General features: G+C 32.3%; 17 protein-coding genes. 12 read left to right on the top strand and 5 right to left on the bottom strand.

From position 1 onward, the window contains the following. The first annotated feature begins 13 nt into the window (after positions 1-13). The 8 genes from FNB79_RS07285 to FNB79_RS07250 all read left to right on the top strand — a co-directional run bounded on the left by FNB79_RS07285 (position 14) and on the right by FNB79_RS07250 (position 14,751). Positions 14-1,480, top strand: coding sequence for a RagB/SusD family nutrient uptake outer membrane protein (locus FNB79_RS07285; RefSeq protein WP_143380690.1), 1,467 nt, complete (start codon positions 14-16; stop codon positions 1,478-1,480). A gap of 371 nt (positions 1,481-1,851) precedes the next feature. After that, positions 1,852-4,998, top strand: a complete 3,147-nt coding sequence (locus FNB79_RS07280; protein WP_143380689.1) for a SusC/RagA family TonB-linked outer membrane protein — start codon at positions 1,852-1,854, stop codon at positions 4,996-4,998. A 14-nt stretch (positions 4,999-5,012) separates the two neighbouring features. Then, the gene (locus FNB79_RS07275; protein ID WP_143380688.1) at positions 5,013-6,461 is read left to right on the top strand and encodes a SusD/RagB family nutrient-binding outer membrane lipoprotein; all 1,449 of its coding nucleotides are present in this window, start codon (positions 5,013-5,015) and stop codon (positions 6,459-6,461) included. Between the two features lie 15 nt (positions 6,462-6,476). Next, positions 6,477-7,337 carry a hypothetical protein gene (locus FNB79_RS07270; protein ID WP_143380687.1) on the top strand — a complete coding sequence of 287 codons (861 nt, stop codon included), beginning with the start codon at positions 6,477-6,479 and terminating at the stop codon, positions 7,335-7,337. A 34-nt stretch (positions 7,338-7,371) separates the two neighbouring features. Next, on the top strand, positions 7,372-8,244 hold the full coding sequence (locus tag FNB79_RS07265; protein WP_143380686.1) for a hypothetical protein: 873 nt from the start codon (positions 7,372-7,374) through the stop codon (positions 8,242-8,244). Between the two features lie 752 nt (positions 8,245-8,996). Further along, positions 8,997-9,731, top strand: a complete 735-nt coding sequence (rlmB, locus tag FNB79_RS07260) for a 23S rRNA (guanosine(2251)-2'-O)-methyltransferase RlmB (RefSeq protein ID WP_143380685.1) — start codon at positions 8,997-8,999, stop codon at positions 9,729-9,731. 583 nt (positions 9,732-10,314) lie between these two features. Beyond that, positions 10,315-13,365 carry a SusC/RagA family TonB-linked outer membrane protein gene (locus tag FNB79_RS07255; RefSeq protein WP_143380684.1) on the top strand — a complete coding sequence of 1,017 codons (3,051 nt, stop codon included), beginning with the start codon at positions 10,315-10,317 and terminating at the stop codon, positions 13,363-13,365. 6 nt (positions 13,366-13,371) lie between these two features. Beyond that, positions 13,372-14,751 (top strand): RagB/SusD family nutrient uptake outer membrane protein, encoded by a 1,380-nt coding sequence (locus tag FNB79_RS07250; protein ID WP_143380683.1) that lies wholly within the window; start codon positions 13,372-13,374, stop codon positions 14,749-14,751. Between the two features lie 187 nt (positions 14,752-14,938). On the opposite strand, the gene FNB79_RS07245 is transcribed toward FNB79_RS07250, so the two are convergent. Further along, positions 14,939-15,706, bottom strand: a complete 768-nt coding sequence (locus tag FNB79_RS07245; RefSeq protein ID WP_143380682.1) for a rhomboid family intramembrane serine protease — start codon at positions 15,704-15,706, stop codon at positions 14,939-14,941. 107 nt (positions 15,707-15,813) lie between these two features. Here FNB79_RS07245 and FNB79_RS07240 point away from each other — a divergent pair, with 107 nt between their 5' ends. Further along, complete coding sequence (locus FNB79_RS07240) at positions 15,814-17,091, top strand: replication-associated recombination protein A (RefSeq protein ID WP_143380681.1); 1,278 nt, start codon at positions 15,814-15,816, stop codon at positions 17,089-17,091. Here FNB79_RS07240 and FNB79_RS07235 read toward each other — a convergent pair. The 4 genes from FNB79_RS07235 to radC all read right to left on the bottom strand — a co-directional run bounded on the left by FNB79_RS07235 (position 17,088) and on the right by radC (position 20,608). Then, positions 17,088-17,825 (bottom strand): hypothetical protein, encoded by a 738-nt coding sequence (locus FNB79_RS07235; RefSeq protein WP_143380680.1) that lies wholly within the window; start codon positions 17,823-17,825, stop codon positions 17,088-17,090. The genes FNB79_RS07240 and FNB79_RS07235 overlap by 4 nt on opposite strands. Positions 17,826-17,858: 33 nt before the next feature. Next, a complete protein-coding gene (locus FNB79_RS07230; RefSeq protein WP_317129218.1) occupies positions 17,859-18,545 on the bottom strand; it encodes a YjjG family noncanonical pyrimidine nucleotidase in 687 nt (228 codons plus the stop codon). Then, complete coding sequence (locus FNB79_RS07225) at positions 18,535-19,839, bottom strand: polysaccharide deacetylase family protein (RefSeq protein WP_143380678.1); 1,305 nt, start codon at positions 19,837-19,839, stop codon at positions 18,535-18,537. Before FNB79_RS07225 ends, FNB79_RS07230 begins: the two co-directional genes overlap by 11 nt. Positions 19,840-19,909: 70 nt before the next feature. After that, on the bottom strand, positions 19,910-20,608 hold the full coding sequence (gene radC, locus FNB79_RS07220) for a RadC family protein (RefSeq protein ID WP_143380677.1): 699 nt from the start codon (positions 20,606-20,608) through the stop codon (positions 19,910-19,912). Positions 20,609-20,658: 50 nt separating this feature from the next. Here radC and FNB79_RS07215 point away from each other — a divergent pair, with 50 nt between their 5' ends. From FNB79_RS07215 to FNB79_RS07205, 3 genes are read left to right on the top strand one after another with little or no spacing between them, the layout of a single operon-like run. Further along, positions 20,659-21,111, top strand: a complete 453-nt coding sequence (locus tag FNB79_RS07215; RefSeq protein WP_143380676.1) for a DUF1569 domain-containing protein — start codon at positions 20,659-20,661, stop codon at positions 21,109-21,111. A 16-nt stretch (positions 21,112-21,127) separates the two neighbouring features. After that, positions 21,128-21,718, top strand: a complete 591-nt coding sequence (locus FNB79_RS07210) for an FMN-binding negative transcriptional regulator (RefSeq protein WP_143380675.1) — start codon at positions 21,128-21,130, stop codon at positions 21,716-21,718. Between the two features lie 46 nt (positions 21,719-21,764). Then, on the top strand, positions 21,765-24,341 hold the full coding sequence (locus tag FNB79_RS07205) for a mechanosensitive ion channel family protein (RefSeq protein WP_143380674.1): 2,577 nt from the start codon (positions 21,765-21,767) through the stop codon (positions 24,339-24,341). Positions 24,342-24,366 lie beyond the last annotated feature (25 nt).

Raw genomic sequence — 24,366 nt, 5'->3', positions numbered from 1 at the left:
AAAAATAAGAAAAATGAAGAAAATAATATATTTACTATTAGGAGCCACATTAACTACTGCTGTAAGTTGTAGTGATGATTTCCTTGAAAAAGATCCATCAGAATTTATGTCTGATGAAGAAATTGCAGAAATTTCACCAAATTACCCAGAATTATCAGAAGCTATTCTAAGAGGTAATTACGAAAACATGTATGTTACAGGTTCTGGAGGTACAGATTTAGACCATGATGATTTCGGTCAAAAAGGATATGATATTTACAGCGATATGTTATCTGGAGATATGGTATTAGGAGGATTAAATTATGGATGGTATTCTGGAATTTCAGAAATGCAATCTACTATAGATTTTACAGATAATGATAACTACAAGCCATGGAGATACTATTACCGTATTGTTAATGGTGCAAACTCTGTAATTGATCGTTACGTCGGAAATGATGCTGAATTAGAAGCGGGATCTGAAGCTATATATTCATTTGCTCAAGCACGTGCAATGCGTGCTTACGCTTATTTTTATTTAGCTAACTTATTTTCTACATCATACAATCCTACAGAAGAGATTTTACCAATTTACACATCATTATCTCAAGACAATCAACCACTAAGTACTACAGCAGATGTTTACGCATTAATTGTAGAAGATTTAAAATATGCTATAGAAAACTTAGAAGGTTTTAGCAGAGCATCTAAATCTTACATTAATCAAACAGTAGCTCAAGGTCTTTTAGCTTATGCTTATGCTGCAATGGGAGAAAACACCTTAGCAAAACAAGCGAGTTCAGATGCTATCTTAAGCTCTGGAGCTAGTATTGTAAGCGAAACTGAAGCCGTTGGTGGTTTTAACGATGTTACAACTAGCGCTTGGATTTGGGGTACAGATATTACAATTGCATCAGACTTAGATTTAGTATCTTGGTGGGGTCAAGTAGATTTATTTACTTACAGTTATGCTTGGGCTGGAGATCCTAAAATCATTAACGACGAATTATATGCTGCAATTCCTGACAACGATGTTAGAAAAGGACAATTTGTTAACGCATATGGTGACGGGCAATTATACCCAATTAATAAATTTTATGCTCCAGATAGAGTTGTAGGAGGACAACGTAATATTGAAACAGATTATTTATACATGCGTATAGATGAAATGTATTTATTATATGCTGAAACTGCTGCAAAATCAGGAGACGAAGCAACTGCAAAATCTGCTCTTAAAACATTATTAGAAGAACGTTTAGATGATACTTCTTATGTAGATCAATTAAGTGGTGATGCTTTATTAGACGAAATTATTTTACAAACTCGTATAGAATTTTGGGGAGAAGGAAAAAGCTACTTGTTAATGAAACGTAACAATTACGATATTACACTAGGAAGTAACCACCTAACTTACCCAAATCAAACAATATCTTCTGATGATGATAGGTTAACTTTAGATATACCTCAATCAGAAATTCAAAATAACCCGTTTATTAACTAATCTTACATACTTTAGATTTTTTAATAAGTTAAATTTATAAAAGCCTTGTGTAGTTTTATCTACACAAGGCTTTATTTATACCAAAACTTTCTAAAAAACATTTAAAATAAAAAAGACAAAAAAAAACTGACAATCGTGTCATAAATAAAATTTGAAAAACAAATATTTTAAAAAAACAACTTTTTACACTAAAAAAACTGTTGTGAACTTGAAAAAAACATTAAGGTATTTTCGAAATATTTGTTAATAAATATGTCTTTTATTAATTTCTACACAAAAAACCACATATATTTTAAATTTTAAGAATTTATTATTGTTTTATTAACATTTAATTATCACTTTAGTTATCGACTAATTCAAATTAAATAAAAATGAAAACAAAGTTTAGTGGAATTCTAACGCTGTTTCTAGCGTTTGTTGTGCAACTAACATTTGCACAAGAAAAATTAATTTCAGGGACTGTTTCGGACGAAGCCGGCCTACCTCTCCCTGGGGTTAACATTATTATTAAAGGTACCTCTCAAGGTACACAATCTGATTTTGACGGTAACTATTCATTATCTGCATCAAGTGGAGATGTGTTATCATTCTCATTTATGGGATACAAATCAAAAACAATTACAGTTGGAACTTCAACAACTATTAATTTAACAATGACTGAAGATTTATCAGAACTTGATGAAGTTGTTGTAACTGCATTAGGTATTAAAAGAGATGAAAAAGCATTAGGGTATTCATCTCAAGAAGTATCTTCAGAACAACTTGTAACTGTTAGAGATGCAAACGTAGTAAACTCTTTAAGTGGTAAAGTAGCTGGTATAAACGTAACAAACGCTTCTGGAGCTGTAGGTTCTGAAAGTAGAATTGTTATTCGTGGTATTTCATCTATTAGTGGTAATACACAACCTTTAATTATTGTAGATGGTGTTGTATTAGACAACAGTAGCTACGGTAACTCTTCATCATCTGGGGGAAACAGTACACCTAATGGTTTAGCAGATATTAACCAAGACGATATCGCTTCTATGAACGTTTTAAAAGGTGGTGCTGCGACATCATTATATGGTATGCGTGGAGCTAATGGTGTTATTGTAATCACAACAAAATCAGGAAATACAAAATCAGATCAATTAGGTATTGAAATTTCTAGTAATGTAAGTTTTGAAAATGCTTATGTATTACCAGAATATCAAAACTCTTATGGACAAGGATTTGATACAACGTATTTTGAATATGTAGACGGTGTAACTGGAGATGGTGGTATCGACGAAAGTTGGGGTGCACCTTTAGATGTAGGATACGAATTTATACAATGGGATTCTTTTGATGGTGAAGCAAAACCATGGGTATCTCATCCAGATAACGTTAAAAACTTCTATGAAACAGGGATTACTACAAATAACAACATTGCTTTTTCTAAAAGTGGAGATGGTTATAACGGGCGTGTTTCTATGGGTATGACAGACCAAAAAGGTATTATTTATAATACAGATTTAAGAAAATACAACTTTGGTGGTAAATTAAATTTTGATTTATCAGACAAATGGAGTGTAGGTCTATCTGTAAACTATACTAAGACAGAAAGTAGCAACTTACCATCTTTAGGTTATGGAGATGCTAACAACCAAATTGGTCAATTAGTATGGAGTGGTCGAAATGTAGATTTCCAAGCTCTAAAAGATTACGAAAACCTACCTTTAGGTTATGCTTCAGGATCTGATACTGCAACACCTATTAACTGGAACTTAGCATACAACAACAACCCATATTGGGCTTTAGACAACAATACAAATACATTTGATAGAAATAGAATATTAGGTAACGTTAATATTACTTATCAAATTACAGACGATTTAAGCTTAACTGCACAAACAGGTATCGATTACTTCTCTTCTCTAGACACTTCTAGAAGAGCTTTTGGTACATATGAAAGTACAAGAGGTTCTTACGAAGAAACACAACGTACACGTTACGAAATTAACAGTCAAGCAATCTTAAACTACAATATAGATTTTACAGAAAAATTCAATACAAGCTTAAGTATTGGAGGACAATCTATGGTTAATAATTACCATCGTTTATACATGGAAGCTTCGGAATTACAAGTTCCAGATGTATATAATATTTCTAATACAAGAGATGGTGTAACACCTGGTTTAGAACAGACACAAACAGATCAAAAAATTAATTCAGGATTTGGTATTGCTCAATTCTCTTACGACGATGTTGTATTTTTAGATCTTACAGGTCGTAATGACTGGGCATCTGTATTACCTACATCAAAAAACAGTTTCTTCTACCCAGGAGCAAACTTAAGTGCAATTGTAAGTGATATGATTGGAATGAACAACTCATTCTTAAAATTAAGAGCAGGTTGGGCAAAAGTAGGTAGCTCAGGACCATTATCTCCATATAGTTTAGAGCCAGCTTATTCATTTGGTACAGCTTGGGGAACTACTCCTGTAGCCTCTTCTCCTACAACATTATGGAATCCTAATATTAAAAATGAAACGACCGAAGAAATTGAAGTTGGTTTTGATACAAGATTATTCTCTAATCGCTTACGTTTAGACTTCACTTACTACGACAAAGAAACTTCTGACGTAATTATGGCAAAAGAAATTTCAGGAGCATCTGGTAACCTATATTTCTGGGATAATGCTGCTACATTAACAAATAAAGGTTTTGAAGTAACTTTAGGCGCAGATATTATCAGAAATCCTGGAGACGGGTTTAATTTAGGAATTACAGCAAACTTTGCTCGTAACCGAAATAAAGCACAAGATATTGACGACGATCCAACAACAAACGATGGAAGTATTGTTTTAGGAGGATTATGGAATGTAGATATTCAAGCAAAAGAAGGTGAAGCCGTAGGTGCAATTTACGGTCCTGCTTTTGCAAGAAACGAAGATGGTGAAATTATTTACAGTAATGGTTTACCAACACAAGATCCTACTTACCAAGTATTAGGTAACATTAACCCAGACTGGACTGGAGGTTTAAATATTGATATGTCTTACAAAAACATCAGATTCTCTACATTATTCGATGTAAAATGGGGAGGAGATATTTATTCTCAAACCAACTCATGGGGTAACTATGCTGGTGTATTAGCAGAAACTTTACCTGGAAGAGAAACTGGTATTGTTGGTAAAGGTGTAAAATCTGACGGTAATGGCGGTTGGGTAGCTAACGATGTTGTACAAACAGCTTCTACATTCTACGGAACAACTTACGGACCTAATATTGCAGAAGCAGCAGTATACGATGCATCTTTTGTAAAGTGGAGAGAATTAGCTTTATTCTATGATTTCCCATTAAAAAAATGGGCTAGCACAGGAGTTAACCAATTATCATTAGGTGTAACTGTACGTAACTTAGCCATCTTATACAAAAAAGCACCAAACATCGATCCAGAATCTGCATTTAGTAACAGTACAGGTGCACAAGGTTTAGAATATGCGCAAGTACCTTCTACACGTAGTATTGGTATTAACTTAAATGTTAAATTTTAAAACTTAAAAGTAAAATGAAAAAACTTAAATATATATTCTTACTGGCATTGATGTTACCTACTTTGGTAATGAATACCAGTTGTGACACAAATTTTGAGGAGATCAATACCAACCCTAATGATCCCGCTACCGTACCGAGCACCTTACTATTAGCAGGTATCTTAAGATCTTCTGCTAATGAAGTTCAAAATTATTTCTTAGCTGGAGAATCTGCATCTTGTTGGGTACAACATTTAGGAAAACCAGTATATAACGATAGTGAATTATACATACCACGCCAAGGTAGTATTGAAAATTTCTGGAATGTATTCTACGTTTCTAACATCAATAATGCGACGTTAATGTATGATTTAGCTCAAGAAGAAGGAAATAACGATATGCAAGGTATAGCGTTAGTAATGAAAGCTTATGCATTTCAATTGTTAACAGATACTTTTGGAGATGTTCCGTTTACTGAAGCTACTCAAGCATCTACAACAGGTAATACAACTCCAGTTTACGACGACAGTAAAGTTGTTTATGCAGGAATTTTAGACATGCTTGATGAAGCAATGACATTAATTGATGGCACAGGAACTATTGATGCAGGACAAGATTTACTTTATGGTGGAGACTACATGTCTTGGAAACGTTTTGCTGCTTCTTTAAAGTTTAGAGTTTTAATGCGTGTATCTGCTGATGCTAGCGGGTTTAATGTAGCTTCAGAATTACAAAGTTTAGTAGATTCTGGTTTATTATTTACCAGCAATTCAGATCAAGCTGCAATGACATTCTTATCAACATCTCCAAATGCAAACCCATATTTTGAAGGTTTAGTAGATGGTGGTCGTACTAACGAGTGGTGTTTAGGAGAAACTTTAGTAGAATATATGCTAGCGAGTAACGACCCTAGACTAGCAGTATACGCACAAGAAGTTGGCGGAAATGGATCTGGAAATGGTTACGTAGGTAAACCAGCTGGTATTGCAAATGTTGGAGAAACTATTTATGGAGATTCTAACAATGTATCTTTAATTGGAGAAAAATACCTAGAAGCTACACAACCAGCTTACTTTATGAGTTATGCACAAGTTAAATTATTAATGGCTGAAGCTGCAGAAAAAGGATTTATTTCTGGAGACGCTGCAACTTACTACGCTGAAGGTATTACAGCTTCTTGTGCAGACAACGGAGTTTCTACAGGAGACTTATCTTTATTTTATAGCGGTGGCGCTACAGGTTTAAAGCAAATTGCAGAGCAAGAATGGGTTGCTTTATATATGCAAGGAAACGAATCTTGGGCTGAGTATTTAAGAACGGGATATCCAGAATTACCTTTAGCTATTGATGCCGTACAACCAACTATCCCTACGCGTTATAACTACCCAGGAGCAGAACAATCTCTAAATAACGCAAACTACTCTGCAGCAGCAGACGCAATTGGAGGAGATACTTTAGTAACTGAACTTTGGTGGCAAAATTAATTTAAAATGAAACAAATGAAAAATATATTATATATCTGTTTTGTAATGCTAAGTATACTTAGTTTTACAGCGTGTCAAGAAACTGATACCGAAACCATTGTTGAACTTGAAGGCGAAGCTGGAGTACTTGTTAATGTAAGTTCAAAATCTTCAGGAGCACTTTTAGGTTCTCCTGAATCAGGAGTAGATTTAGAAGATGCATCTATAGAATTTTCTGAAAACTATTTAACGTTAACGACAATTAAACAATCCGGAGACACAGCGCTTGATATTGAAAGCATTCAAGCATACAAATCTCTTAACGGCGGAGAAGAAGTTTTAATAGGCTCTTCTACTAGTTTACCTTTTACAATTGAATACACAACTATAGACGAGTTCGTAGACGGCTTAGGTTTATCTGTATCAGACTTAAGAATTGGTGATTACTTTAACTTTATCATTAAAGTACTTAAAACAGACGGTTCTATCTATACTTACAACACTAGTATGGGACGTTTCCAATTAACAATTAACTGTTCTTACGATTTAACTGGTACTTATGTAATGACAAACTCTGTATGTAGTAGTGAAGTTGAAGTTGAAATCAGTCAAAACTCAGACGGAACTTGGTATGCAAGTACAGCAGATGGTGGATTATTACAATTCTGTACTATAAACACAACAATTCAAAACTTCGGTAGCTTTGCGGTATCTTGTGGAGGTGTTGTAGATGCATCTGCTACTGCTGGAGGTCCAGATTACTGTGAAGGTGGAGGCTATGGAATTGGCTGTATTACAGGTGGTACTTGGGATCAAGAAGCAGGAATACTTGAAATGACACATACCGATGCATTTTTTGGTAATGGTACTTACACGTCTAAATACGTAAGAAAATAATTCATAACAGAATTAAAAATTTAACTTAAATATTATGAAAAATATATATAAAACGTTTTGTTTATTTGCTTTAAGTGGCATTGCTCTTACGTCTTGTGAAGACAGTGACGACCATACTGGCGAATCTATAATAGAATACACTAAAATAGGAGCTACAGTAACTTCTGAGTCTCAAAGTTACACAGTAAGTGAATCTGATATTCACACATCTGGAGATTACACCATTCCTTATTATATCACATTAAACGAACCTGTAACCGTAACTACTATAATTGACTTAGAACAAACTGGTGGTGAAGCAGATAGTGATGATTTTGAAACTACTTCTATAACTGTAAGTCCTGGAGACACTACTGGTACTGGCTACATAACTATTTATAGCAATGCGTATGTAGAAGGAACAGAGACTATTGAGTTAACGGCAAAATCTAGAGCTAATCTTAATATTAATGATTATACTATTGATATAACTATTGATGATGATTATATTAACGATCAATTAAATTTTGAATTAAATTGGGAGGGATCATTTACGATTAGTGGAACAGGTGCAGATTTAACTTTAGATTTCTGTGCAATAGACTTTGATGTTTATATTTACGACGAAAACTTAACAGATACTGGTTTCTATGGTGCTGCAACAGAATCTTGTCCAGAATCAACTACGTTATCTGGTCTACCTGATGGATTATACTATGTGATTATAAGTTTATTCGACAACCCTTTATCTGAATATAATGTTGGAGCTGAAGTACCTCTTACATTTTCTTGGAGTCAAGAATACTTTGATTCAGTAGCTGGTTCTATCACCATGAATGAGTTCAACACAGATTATACATCTGGTACTTATGTAATTGCGACTATTACTATTGAAGATGGTTACATATACACAGTAGAAGCATACTAATTTTTAGCAGATATTTTAACATTTTAAAAGCCACCTCTAGAGGGTGGCTTTTTACATTTTAAAAATTATTAAGACATAAAACTTGACAAACCATTTTACTAATAATAATCAAAATAATTGTAATCATATAACAGAAAAATAAATTAATAACCTACAACTTAAAACAAAAAGTTTTAAATTCTATAACTCATGTAAAATAAAACAAACCTGAAGTTAATGTATACATACAAAAAAAAATGGTTTTAGATATGACACATATTTCTCTATTGATAAATGGATATTTTAATTCAGTTGATGCTAATTGAGATATGATTATAAAAGCCAACACAAAAAAATTAGACAATGATTCCACATAAACATAACTTTGAATATCAAAAACAAGATTATTTTAACACTATAAAAAATCACTTAAAATTCTAATAATAATTAATAAATCCCCCATAAACACTAACAAATTCTATTATAGGTGTTTCAAAAATCACAAAATTTTATATGAAACAAATATTAAATTAAATTACATTTGTGTAGTAATTGATTAAAACTTAAACGAAACTAACTGGAGTGCAGATTCTACTGCTATTGGCGGAGATTCTCAAACCACTAAATTATTCTGGGATGTTAACTAATAACAAGTAAAACATTCTTTATAGTTTAATATATTAAACAGTCAATTAATTTTTTAATTAGTTGACTGTTTTTTTATGTCTAAAAATTTTCAATAAGAAATTCATAAATTATTGTACTTTTAGTGCATGGAAAAAGAGACTCAAATTTTTGGTATTCGTGCAGTGATAGAAGCTATTCAATCTGGAGAAAATATAGATAAAGTATTTGTGCAAAAAGGGTTGAAAGGAGAATTATCTCATGAACTAGAAAGTGTATTACGTAAACAACGCATAAACTTCTCTTATGTTCCTGTTGAAAAACTAAACAAATTATCACCTAAAAACCATCAAGGAGTTGTAGCACAAATTGCTCCAATTACGTTTTGGGATATAGAAGAGTTAGTTACAAAAGTTACAGAATCAGGAAAGACTCCACTCTTTCTACTTTTAGATCAATTAAGTGATGTAAGAAATTTTGGAGCTATAATACGTACAGCAGAATGTACAGGTGTAGATGGAATTATCATTCAAAAAAAGGGTGGTGCTCCTGTAAATGGAGACACTATTAAAACTAGTGCCGGTGCTGTCTTTAAAATGCCAATCTGTAAGGTAGACCACATTAAAGATGCTATGTTTTATATGCAAGCCTCTGGAATAAAAGTTATTGCTGCTACAGAAAAAACAGATAATTTGATGTACGATGTTTCTTTTAAAGAATCTTGTGCCATTATTATGGGATCTGAAGGAAAAGGAATTAATCCATCGGTATTAAAGTTAGTAGATGAAAAAGCTAAACTACCTTTATTAGGAGAAATTGGTTCGTTAAATGTATCTGTTGCTTGCGGTGCATTTTTATACGAAGCATTAAGACAACGCCGCTAGTAACGACTTCCCTACTGTTTAAAAATTATATACGCAAAAAGTATAGATTTAATTAATCCAATCATAACATATTTTTTAGCCAATTGGCTCACCAAACCTTATAATTAAAAATAAATTTAAGCCATTAATGTTGTACATTAATGGCTTTTAAATTTACAGCTTCATCCATATTCAGTTCTAAATTTTGTTTTAATTATAAAAATAAAAAACTACACCAAAACCAACTATTTTCCCGTAAACTACAGGATCAATTAGACATGAATTTACAATCTAATTCATTAAAATCTAATCATAAAAACACAACCGTTAACTCTTTTTTAACGTTCATCTCTAAAAAAAAGAGACAAATCTGTCAATTTCAACAATAGAGTCACAAAAAAGCCACTAAACCCGAATAAATAAAGTGTTTAAACATTATCAAATTTAAAATTTTTAAATTCTTTTTTTAACAGTTCGTATAAAAAAACACATATAGTTGCTTTTTTAACAAAAACTTAACGTCATCTTAAAATCTACAAAAAACATATTGTATTATTAATATATTATTAAGATTTTAGCAATAATTAATTTAATTAATAACCACATGAAAAAAAAATTACTCAGTGTTTTAACACTTTTTCTACTTGTTGCGCAAATAATCCATGCACAACAAAAAACAATTACAGGTATTGTAACAGGATCAGATGAATTACCGCTGCCAGGAACAACCATTATGGTTAAAGGTTCTACGTCTGGAACATCAACAGATTTCGATGGAAAGTATTCTATTACTGCATCTCCTGGAGAAATCATAACATTTAGTTTTGTTGGCTTTAAAAAACAAGAAAAATTAGTTGGTACTTCAAGTATAATTAATGTTACTTTAGAAGAAGATGCTTCTGCTCTTGATGAAATTGTACTTATGGGTTATACCAAGACCAGCCGTACAGAACTTACAGGTTCTACAGTACAGTTAGATAATGCTGTTTTTGAACAAGTTCCAGTATCAACTATAGATCAAGTGCTTCAAGGAAAAGTTGCAGGTTTATCTTTTAACGTTAATTCTGGAACTCCAGGATCCACTACAGATATTAGAATTCGAGGTAGAAGTTCATTAACAGCAGGTAACGAACCTTTATATGTTATAGACGGTGTTCCTGTATCTAGTACGGCAGCAAATAGCACGACTTCAGGTTCTTCTTTTTCTCCTTTAGCATCTATTAACTCTAATAATGTTGAAAGTATTACTGTACTAAAGGATGCTTCTGCAACTGCCGCATACGGAGCTAGAGGAGCTAATGGTGTAATTGTTATCACAACTAAAAGTGGTAAATCCGGAAAAACACAATTCAATTTTAATTCCTCTTACGGTTTTTCTAACGACGCTGTAGATGGCCCACAAGTGCTTACAGGGGCTGAAAGAGAAATATTATTTTACGAAGGTGTTTTCAATACATACGGAGAAACTTATGGATTTGACTTAGATGGTGCCCAAGCTTTTAGTGAAGCTAACAATTTAGACGGAGGTGTTTATACTGCATGGAATGCAGCAGGCAGACCAGAAGCAAATTGGGGAGATGTTATTACCAATAAAGACGCCCCTTTAATGGAGTATAACTTATCTGCAAGTGGAGGTGACGAAACGTATTCATTCTTTACTTCTGTTGGGTATTACGATCAAGAAGCAACAGTAATTGGTTCTGACTTTGAAAGGTTTACTGGACAAGTTAACTTATCAAAAGATTTTTCAGACAAGATTACATTCTCAACAAGAAACTCTGGATCTTATTCATACCAAGATGGTTTACTTGAAACAAGCGCCTATTTTTCGTCTCCAAGAGCTGTAAAATTCTTTATGCCATCTACAGATCAACCTTATGACGATGAAGGAAATATTAATTTAAACACATCGCTACCAAACCCACTTTTAATTGCTCAGGAAGATATAGATGATTCTAAATTCACTAGAATTTCTTCTAACAACTCACTTAAGTGGGAATTACCAATACCTAACTTAACATTTAATACTACTGTAGCTATAGATTTACAACTTTACAGCTATAAAAGATACCGTAATAGAATTGATGGTGATGGAGCTTCTACAAATGGATACGGATGGCAAGCAAATAGTACGAGAACTAATTATGTATTCCAAAATAATTTAGATTATTTATTGAATATTAATGATGATCATAGTTTAGATTTTAAAGTATTACAAGAATATCAAAAAAACAGATATAACTATCTTGAAGCCGATGCTGAAAATTTCGCAGACGACGGTTTAACAAATTTAAACTCTGCTGGTACACCAACAACTGCAAATTCTTATTTTACAGATTGGGCTATCGCGTCTTATACAGGTTTAATGCACTACAGTGGATATCAAGGAAAATATGTGTTTGATACTACAATTCGTAGAGAAGGAAATTCAAGATTCGATTCAGATAACAGATGGGGAACTTTTTGGTCTGTAGGTGCTGCATGGAACGTTCACAAAGAAGCATTCTTAGCAGACTCTTCATGGTTAAGTACATTAAAACTTAGAGCGTCTTATGGTTTAACTGGAAATGCAGATATTGATATAAACCAATACCAATCACTTCTTGGATATGATGGTGATTATAATGGAAGTTCTGCCATTTACTTAGAGACCTTCGGAGCGGAAGGTTTATCATGGGAAACTTCTAAAGCTGTAGATTTTGGTGTAGATCTAGGATTTTTTAATAATAGATTTACAACTACGATTGCTTACTATAACAGAAGAACAGAAGACATGCTACTAGAAGTAGATTTACCTTTTACATCTGGGTTCGAGGAACAAACTGCTAATGTTGGAGAAATGGAAAACAAAGGTTTTGAATTTGAATTTAATGCAGAAATATTACGTTCAGAAAATGTATTTATTTCAATTGGAGGAAACCTTGCTACAAACGAAAATAAGGTTGTTAAAATGTACGAAGACAACTCTGGGGAAGAAACTGTTATAAGTGGTACAACACAAAGAGTCGAGTCTGGACATCCTGCTTACGGATGGTACATGGTAACTTCTGCAGGTGTAGACACTCAAACAGGTGAAGAATTATATTATATAGACGGAAAAGGAAGCGAAACTACAACTGTTTACACAGAGGCAAATCAAGTTTGGCAAGGCGGTAGTGCTTTACCTACATTTACAGCAGGTTTTAATTTAAATATTGAAGCTTACAATTTCTTCTTAAACGTATCTTCATATTATGCAGGAGGCCACAAAGTTTACGAAGATTGGGCGAGATATACTAATGGTACAGATCTATATACAACGCTTTACTACCAAGGTGTAGATGCTATTTTAGATAGATGGCAACAACCAGGTGACGAAACACGTTTTGGTAAAATGACTTACTCTACCACGCCTTGGCAACAAAACAGCAAATTCTTATATGATGGAGACTATTTCAGAATTAAAGATATTACGTTTGGTTACAACCTGCCAGACTCTGTAAATTCTATTGTAGGGTTACAATCTGCTCGTGTTTTTGTTAGAGCTACCAATCCGTACACATGGGTTAAGAGTGATTATTTAAAGTATGACCCTGAAATAAGTGCAGACGGATATACTGGTTTAGAAACGCCTCCAACCAAATCATTAATTTTTGGTGTAAACATTAATTTTTAATAAACTATGAGAAATATAACATACATATATAAAATAGTGACAATAGTAACCTTAATGTTTACTATAGGTTCATGTACAACAGAAGACTTAGATCCTTCTTTAGAACAAAATAAATCTGTTGAAGATGGTATTAACTCTATAAATAATATTTCAGGATTAATGCTAGGTGCTTACGAATACTTAACAGAAAGCGGCTATTACGGTAGAGATTACATCATAAATAACGAAGTTAGAACAGACAACTGTTTTTCTAACGGTAACTCTGGACGTTTTACAACTGAAGCTTCTTTTGCATATAACGCAAATACAGGATTCTTTTATGACGAAGCTTACGAAGCTATTTCTATTGCAAACGTAATAATTGCTCAAGATATCACTGCTTTAGCAACAGACGATAGTGAACTAGAAGAAGGATACCACTTACAAGGAGAAGCTTATGCATTAAGAGCGTTAGTTCATTTTGATTTACTAAAACAATACGGACAAATGAATACCGGGGGAACTTTAGGTATTCCTTATGTAACCGAATATAAAGGAGACGATTTATACCCAAGCAGAGACACCTACGAGTCTAATGTAACTTCTATAATGGCAGACTTACAAACTGCTTTTGATATGATGAGCGACAATTACTACGACTCTTCTAAAATTACGATGTCTAAATATACTGCTAAAGCAATAGAATCTAGAGTGGCTATTTACTTTGAAATGTGGAGTGATGCTATTGCGGCCTCAGAAGCTGTTATTAATTCAGGTTTATATAGTATAATTAGTGCAGACAATTATGTTAGCTCATGGTCTGCCGGTAGCCAATCTAATTCAATTTTCGAATTGGCTTACACAAGTTCAGATAACTTAGGTAGTAATAGTTTAGGATTTATTTACAGACTTGGAGATAGCGGTAGTTATGGTGATGTACAAGTATTAGACGAGGTAATTGAGATATTTGAAGAAGGCGATGTTAGAGCAGATATTCTAGGATACGAAGGCATTATGCTTCGTAACTTATACAAATATCCAGATATTAATGGTTCAGACAATATCCCTCTTGTACGTTATGAAGAAATTATTTTAAACTATGCTGAAGCCTTATACGAAACTAATGGAGGTGGGTTAGAACAAATCAACTCAATTAGAACAAATAGAGGTCTTGGTAGTTTAAGCACTATCACTAAAGATATTATTTTAGATGAACGCCGTAAAGAATTAATGTTTGAAGGTTTTAGGTTTGACGATTTAATGCGTACAGGTCAAGACATCGAAAAAACATCTTTACAACAAAACTTTACATCTACAATTAGTTATGGGGATTATCGTTTAGCATATCCAATTCCACAAAACGATATAGACACCAATGCAAATATGGTACAAAATGACGGATACTAAAACACATTATAACCTCTTACTTAATACAACTTAGTTTTTTCAGAAGTAAAAACAAATGCTTCACCCGTGGAGAACAGAAAAATTAATTTTTAAAGTTCTACACTTAGTAATATTTAATTAGTCATTGAATATTAGAACCACCTCTCACGAGGTGGTTTTTTTTGCTCCTTTACAAAACTCTTATGCACTAATCCGCTTCTGTATTTTCTTTAAAGATGTAGCGATACGTAATTTTTTGTTTTAACGCGTGTGTTTCATCTTTTTCTAATTCCTCCTCTTTCTCATCAATTGTTATATGTTCTATAAAATTCCCATCAGCATCAAAATGTTTTAAAAATGCATCATCTGCTTCATTATAATCATCTTTTTCCCAAGCAAATTGTTTAGGCTTCGCTATTGATTTTTTAAATATTAAAGCAAATAAAAAACCTGTTATTAAACCCGACAAATGACCTTCCCAAGACACTCCCTCTTTTACAGGTAAAACATACCAAATCATACTCCCATACAAGAACACCACCAAAAGAGATAATGCAACAAGTCTATAATGTTTAGCAAAAACACCTTTAAAAAATATAAAACTTACTAAGACATAAATTAAACCACTGGCTCCAATATGGTAAGAAGGCCTACCAATACACCAAGTTAAAAATCCTGATACTAGAATGCCATACCCTAACACTTGCCATGCAATGGGTCTATAAAAATAAAATAGCGCCATACTAAGCACAAATAAAGGGATAGAATTATGGTAAAGATGAGATATTCCTGAATGAATAAACGGACTAAATAAAACACCTTGCAAACCAGATAATGTCCGCGGGTAAATACCATGAGCATTAAAAAAACTATGGGTTTCTACCTCAAACCAAAACACATACCAAAGCAATAAAACAAAGGCTAAAGGATAGGCTATTACGCCATTAGAGAATTTAAAATGTTCTTGTGCCTTCATATCCTATTTTTAATTAAATTATCAAATTGTAAACCATTTATAGTTGAAATGATAAAATGTCAGTCGGTATATATTTTAAAACATTAAAAAATAAGTAATTTTACAATATGAACGCACCTTTAGCAGAACGCTTACGTCCCGAAACTTTAGACGATTATATTAGTCAAACACACCTTGTAGGGCCTCAGGGGCCTTTGCGAATACAATTAAAACAAGGTTTAATTTCATCTATGATATTTTGGGGACCTCCAGGAACAGGTAAAACCACTTTAGCAAATATTATTGCTACACAATCTGGCAGACCTTTTTACACTTTAAGTGCCATAAATTCTGGTGTTAAAGACATTCGTGATGTTATAGATAAGGCTAAGCAAAGTGGTGGTTTATTTACTACAAAAAACCCCATTTTGTTTATTGACGAAATTCATAGGTTTAGCAAGTCGCAACAAGACTCGTTATTGCAAGCCGTAGAAAAAGGTTGGGTTACTTTAATTGGAGCAACTACAGAAAATCCTAGTTTTGAAGTTATTCCTGCCCTACTCTCTCGCTGCCAAGTTTATATTTTGAAAGCATTTGATAAAAATGACTTAGAACAACTCTTAAAGCGCGCTATAAACACAGATTCTATATTAGCTAAAAAAAGCATACAACTAAAAGAAACAGCCGCTTTATTGCGTCTTTCTGGTGGAGATGGAAGAAAACTTTTAAATATTTTTGAACTTCTTATCAATACGTTTGAAGATGATACCATTGTAATTACAGACGACATTGTATTAGAAAAAGTACAAAATAACACAGTTCGCTATGATAAAACTGGAGAGCAACATTACGACATTATTTCTGCCTTTATAAAGTCTATTCGTGGAAGCGACCCTAATGCTGCTGTCTATTATTTAGCACGCATGATTGAAGGCGGAGAAGATGTAAAATTTATTGCGCGTAGGTTATTAATTTTAGCGAGTGAAGATATTGGAAATGCAAATCCTACGGCTTTAGTCATTGCAAATAATACATTTCAGGCGGTGTCTGCAATTGGTTATCCGGAGTCTAGAATAACCTTAAGCCAGTGTACCACTTATCTTGCCTGTTCGCCAAAAAGCAATTCTGCATACGAAGCTATTGGTAAAGCCCAACAGTTAGTAAGAGCTACTGGAGATTTATCTGTCCCTTTAGGAATAAGAAATGCGCCTACTAAACTTATGAAAGAGTTAGGATACGGCGAAGATTACAAATACGCACATAGTTATGCCAATAATTTTGCAGAACAAGAATTTTTACCAGAAGAAATAAAAAACACCAAGCTCTATGAACCTGGTGCTAATGCTAGAGAGCAATCCGACCGAAACTTTTTAAAGCAACGCTGGAAAACTAAATATGGTTATTAAAATTTAATATTAAGTGTGGACTGTTTTAAGGTTTCACCTTCGTAAAATTCTAAGACCCATTGATCTCCTAATTTACGTACGGTAGCTTGTTTTCCTTGTACTAAGAATACATCTTTAATATTTGTTTCCTTTAATATATAAACCACTTTAGGTGTACTATCTACTAATTGGTAACCATTAGTTATAGCTTGCGCATATAATACATCGGATACTGGCTTAACAGCTTCTGAAGTTACCGTATTTGATGTTACAGCTGCTGTTTCTGCTGTAGCTGTAACAGGTGCTACAACGTTAGCTACTGCTGCTGGTTTATATTCATAATTTATATCTTCAAAAGATTTAAATGCGTCACGTAAAGCCAATTGATATGCTTTTTTATATTCTTTTTCTTTGGTTGTTCCCAAATCACTTTCAAAAACAACAGACCCTTTACAATCTTTTAATACTACTTTTAACTTAGTGGTGAACATACCCGATTCGTTAAGTACATTTACACGTAAGGCTAAACACCCATTAGCGTTTAAATCTTCTGGCATAGTAGCATTTTCCATAATAGCAATAAACCCTTCTTTTTCTAACAAAAACTGGGTAAGAGCATTCATTTGGTAAAGATTTGGTTTCTTTAAAAAGTCGAAAGTTTCAGGAACTATCACATATTTATAAGCATTTAAATTTGTTTGTGCCATAGTACTAAAACAAACACTTACAAACATCAGTAAGAATAATTTTTTCATGAGTTTAATAATTTTTGTAAAGGTAATTAAGTTTTACAAATAGGTTTTTAATTCTATTAATTTACTTATTTGTGTAATATTTGGATGACTTGTTAACGGTATTTGATTAAAATAAATTGCTTTAAGACCAACATTTTTAGCCCCAAGAATATCTGCTTCGAGATTATCACCTATCATAATACTTGTTTCTACTTCTGCATTTGCTTGATTTAAAGCAAAATTAAAAATATTAGGATGCGGTTTTTTTACACCGGCTTGTTCAGAATTAGTTACTGTTTTAAAGTAATGATTAATATTAGAGCTTATTAATTTAGAATGTTGTACGTCTTGAAAGCCGTTAGTAATAATATGTAAATCATACTTGGTTTGTAAGTAATTTAGTACTGTAATAGTATCTTCAAACAAATGATTAAATGAAGATAAATACGCGATATAATCATCAGACAATTTATAAACCAAATCGGATTTAACAGGACGTTTTAAAGCTTCAAAAGTATCATTAAGTCTACCAAATCGCAAAGCATCTTTATCTACTTCACCATTTCTAAACTTACTCCAATAATTCAAATTCACAGGCACATAAGTTTCTAAGAACACCTCTAAATCTATATCTAATTGATTGACTTCAAATATTTTTTTAAACGTTAAGGAAGAGTTTTTTTCAAAATCCCAAAGGGTATGATCTAAATCAAAAAACACATCTTTTATATTATTTATCATGATCTGTAGAGTCTAAAATAATATTGAATAATTCTTTAAAATCTTTCCAACGGCCATGCCCGCTAAAAGTGTAATTATGAAAAACAGGAACAAACTCCCCATTTACTTGCTTTACTTGATTAATAATGTGTTGAAGCTTTTCTTTTTTATCTAATAAAGACGAATATTTTAACAATGCCGAGTCTATTACATGATAAGAATTTATGCGCAGTGGGGTTTGCACTTCGTAATCTAAATCGTAAAAGAAAAAAGGGGTACAAGTTCCTGCTCTAAATCCTAATTCGTTTACATACCCCATGGTATAATCTTCTTGTACTTCCAACTCGACTAAATTGCGATATAAATCGGGTAAATTTAATTTAGAAAATGAATTACGACTTTCTAATAGGGAAGTATTAATTATACTTTCCATACGCTTATGTTCTTCGTTAAGTACATTTTTATTTTCTATAGCAAAAAAGGAAACTTTTAAGCCTACAACACAGTAATCTGCTACAGATTTTATAAGAGACACAAAATCTTTCCGATGTACACTTATACCTTTATCGTAAGTTGAATAGTCTCCTATTAAAAAGAAAAAATGAAATCGATCTTTAGATTGCTTTTGCTTATTTAAAATATATTTAAAAGTATCGTAAGGATCGCGCTTAAGATTAAACAATACAACATACCTGTAATACAAGCGCTTAAAACGAAATGCAAAAAGATCTTTTAGTGTCCCTCCAAACGTACGCATTAACCCTTTTAATCTAAAATCGTAAGGAGATGGCACATCTATAACTGGCTTTATACTGTATTTACGTGTTTTAAACTCATGATCTGGATAATGCTGCTCCAACACAGCCTTAAATTTATATGCCCAAATATCTACAACTGGCTGATTTAAAAATTTGTATTTGTAGGCCAAACTTTCTTTTGCAACATACCGTCCAAATTCATCTTTAACGTGTGGTAAATACTCTTCATACCTACTTAATAGATAAAAAGATGCAGCGAAAATATCGTAAGGCAAAGCACTTTTATCACCATTAAAAAAGAAACATTTAGTATCACCCCAATTTGTAATATTTAAATCTGGATCTGATAATCCTTGCTCAAACAACAAATCGTGGCTTCTTATAAAAATTTCTTTTCCTAAAGGCTGTTTAGTATAAGACATTTTAAAGCTATCATGAGCAATAAATGTTTCTATTTTAGTTGTAAACGACACTGGAATACCAAGAATTCTGGTACAGAGATGTTTAAACGTAAATTTTATACGTGGAGTTATTTTATGAGTATATACTAAAAGCACACATTGTTTTTAAAGTAATAAAAGTAATGATTTTACAGTAAAGAATACAGATAAGTCGTGTTAAAGCATACTACATCTCGTTTTCATCTGCAAAACTAAAATAAGAATGCTCGGTTACGATAACATGGTCTAACACTTTTATGTCTAAACTTGAGGCTGCTATTTTTAATTTTTGAGTAATTTGCTTATCTGCTACACTTGGTTTTAAATTCCCAGACGGATGATTATGTACCAATATAAGTGCGGTTGCACCTAACTCTAAAGCTTTTTTTAATGTTAAACGCACATCTACCAATGTTCCAGTAATTCCGCCTTTGCTTAACTGCTGTTTTTGTAAAATGGTATTTGAATTATTTAAATAAATAATCCAAAATTCTTCATGTGGCAATTCACCTAAAAGGGGTTGCATCACTTCAAACACAGAGGCAGATGATGTAATTTTATCTAATTTTATAATATCTTCTCCTCTTCGTCTTCTACCCAATTCCATAGCTGCAGCAATAGTTACTGCTTTTGCTTCTCCAATACCGTTAAAAGTCATTAATTGTTTTATAGACAATTTTCCTAAAGCGCTTAAATTATGATCTACACTTGCAAGAATACGTTTAGTTAAATCTACAGCGCTTTCAGATTTATTACCGCTGCCTATTAATATTGCAACAAGTTCGGCATTACTTAAAGTGGCTTGCCCTTTGTAAAGTAATTTTTCTCTAGGCTGATCATCTTGTGACCAATTTTTGATTGAAAATGAGTTCTTTTTTTCTGACATACCCTAAATATAAATATTGTAAATTTCCAAAACAATTAAAACCACTGAAAATGAACACTTTATTTAACACGAAAGAGACCCTTACTATTGTAGAACGCTTAAAGCAACTTAATGAAAATACGACTGCACAATGGGGAAAAATGGATGTTGCTCAGATGTTAAAACATTGCCAAGGTCCCCTAAATATTGCTCTAGGTCATGAAAAATTAAACACTAAAATAGGTTTCATTCAGAAAACTATATTTTCGTTCTTTAAATCTTCTTTATACAATGATAAACCGTGGAAACACAATTTACCTACAGCTAAAGAATTTATAATTACATCGCCACAAGTATTTCAAACAGAACAGGAAAAATTAATTCAATTAATTGAAGAATTTTCAAAAAAATCTGAAGTTAAAACATGGCCAAATCATCCGCTTTTTGGTTACTTTACACCACAACAATGGGGACAGATGCAATACAAACATTTAGATCATCATCTCACCCAATTTAATGTCTAACTAAATTTTTAATCTGTTGAGCTATCCACCTAAAATATATCAAGATTCTAAGACATCACACTTACTAGAAGTTATAAAACAATACCCTCTTGCCACTATAATTTCTGTAGAGAATAACACCCCTATTATTACGCATTTACCTTTAATTTATAAATCTAAAAAATTAATTGGCCATATAGACAAACAGAATCCTCATGCCAATTTATTACGAGAAGGCAAGGCCGTTACAGTAATTTTTTCTGGCCCGGACTGCTACATTTCACCAAGTCTATTAGGCGCAAAAGAACTTCCTACTTGGAATTATATAAAAGTACATCTTCAAGGTACGGTTTCTGAAATTAAAAATGAAAATGCAATTAAACAAAGTATGGTAGATATGACTGCATTTTTAGAAGCCCCAGAAAACTCTTATCTTTTAGATTTTAACAATCCTAAAATGGAAAAATTTATAAACTATGTTATGGGTTTTGAAATAGACATTTTACAATGGGAAGGAAAATTTAAACTCTCACAAAACAACAGTGAAGAGGTTCGAGAATTAACAAAACAACAATTAATTTTAAGCCAAAAAACATCTATTAAACCCTTTTTAGATCACCTCTATTAAATGGTAAGCCATAAAATCTAAATACATTGCCTTAATTTATTTTTATATGAATCCGAGAAGCTTTAAACAACTTATATTCTTACTGCTTTTTGCTTCATTTTTTACCACTTATTCGCAAACTAGTGTAATTAATGAAACAGACAAGAGTATTGATACTACTACTGTAAATCAAATACAAGCAATAACTTCTGTGAATTTAGTAAGAGAGCTTGACAACGCGAATAGCGAACTTAAATTAATTCAGAAAAAAATTCAGGTACCAGCTAGTATTGTAAAAATAGACTCTTTATACGCGAATCATTATCAGTTTATTTTACAGGAATCTGATGCTGCCGAAAATTTTATGAAGGCTAGTCCAAATCTTCAAAAAATAAACAATCTTATTACAAAATGGAATGGTTACAAAATAACTCTAAACAATTGGCAAACAAGTGTAAATAACCAACAAGTAAAAAATTCGAGATATATAAGTGACATTACCAAAAAAGAAAAAATCTGGGAATTAAGTTACCAAAATGCCCTAAATACAAGTGCACCAGAAGAAATATTAAACTCTATAAGAACCATATGGGATAAAACCAAAGTGACTAAGGCCAACATTTTAAATAATAATAATTACTACCTGGTTCTTGAAACTAAAATCAATCAGCAAATTAGTGTTACAGAACAAATTACCGAAGAGTTATTAAAATTAAAAAACTCTGATGTTTACAATATTTTTTACCAGCGACACGCTCCTATTTGGCACATATCTTTTAAAAATATCACCAAGAAACCTAAAGAAAGTGACGATGTAGAATCTATAAAAAATAATGTTTCTATTACTTACGAATACTTAAAGAATAATACAGGTCTTATTCTGTTTTATGTATTGTTTACTTGTATAATCGCACTTTTTATTAAGCGATTAAAGTATGGCTATATTAAATTTCCGTTTAAAGAAAAATCTAAAACCCATAAAAAAGCAAAACATATTATAGTTTTTAGAAGTATAGTATGCATTATATTTTTATCATTATTGGTATCAAAATCTATGTTTTCTAATATGCCTAAACTATTCATAGATTTTACAACCTTGCTAATACTTTTATGTGCTGTGCCTTTAATTAGACCATACATGCAAAAAAAGTTTCAGCAAATAATTTTCTTCGTAATCTTTTTCTTTATTATCGATGCTATAAAATCGTATATCTGGTTCTCTTCGGGGTTATACAGAATTTACATTTTATTTGAAGCTTTTATGGTCATCTATATGCTTTATTCCTATACTAATCCTTATGCTGAAATTAAGAAAATAAATGTAGACCGGTTTGGAAGACTTTTATTAAGCATTATTCCTGTTATATATATTCTATGTGCCATTTCCATTATTTCAAACATTTTTGGATATACCAACCTTACAGATATTACTCTTAAAATATGTACACAAAGTGGTATAATCACTACATTTTTTTATAGCTTATTAATGATTTTTAATGGCATTACTTTAGGAATTATAAACCGCCATTATGGTGTAAAAAAATCTTATGATGTAGCAGATAGATGGCGTGTAGAAAAACTAACTTTAAAAGTATCTAGAAACTTAATAGCTATTATTTGGACCATTTATTTTTTAAACATTTTAGATGTTTTAACACCAATGAAAGACACCATTAGGGATACCATTACAGAGCCCTACCAAATTGGTAGTTTATCATTTACTTTAGAAGGAATACTTGGTTTTTTAATTACATTAATACTGACTTACGCATTTACTAAAATAATTTCATTTTTAATAAATGATGGCGATGGTGTGTTGCGTATTTTCAAACTTCCAAAAGGTATACCTGCCGCTGTGTCTTTAGTGATAAGATATTTTATAATGGGTTTTGGTATTATTTTAGCATTAAGCGCTTTAGGTGTAGACTTAAGCAAGTTTAATTTAATGGCAGGAGCTTTAGGGTTAGGTATTGGATTTGGGTTACAAACTATTATTTCTAATTTTTTCTCAGGTTTAATATTAGTATTTGAACGGCCTATTTTACCTGGCGACACGGTAGAAGTTAATAACTTACTAGGCACAGTAAACCGTATAGGCATACGCTCGTCTAATATTAGTACTTTTGATGGCGCCGAGGTTGTTGTACCAAATAACAATTTAATTTCTAACGACCTGATTAACTGGACGCTTTCTAACAGCACTAAACGCGTAGAAATACTTATAGGAACTTCTTACGATTCAGATCCTAATCGTGTCCTAGAGATTCTTACAGAAATAGCAAATGCAAATCCCCATACTTTAAACAACCCCGCTCCCAAAGCTTTATTTAGCGACTTTGGAGACAGTGCTTTAAATTTTAGATTGTTATTTTGGGTGCATTATGAAATGGGATTACAAACAAAAAGTGACATATCTATAAATATCTATAACAGATTTAAAGAAGAAGGCATTGAGATTCCGTTCCCGCAACGTGATTTAAATGTGAGACACTTCCCTAAAAACTTAAATATAAAACCTTTTAAAGATGAAGAGAAAGCACTTAATTTAAAAGATACTTTAATAGAACCCTTGCAAACAAATATAAATTCTGATGATTCTGAAAACGATAACAATAACACATCTATTGATGAAGATGCAAAATAAGAGTATATTTTAAGCACAAAAAAGC

Source organism: Formosa sediminum, assembly GCF_007197735.1.
GTDB classification, from domain to species: domain Bacteria; phylum Bacteroidota; class Bacteroidia; order Flavobacteriales; family Flavobacteriaceae; genus Formosa; species Formosa sediminum.
This window is presented reverse-complemented; position numbering and strand designations above follow the sequence as displayed.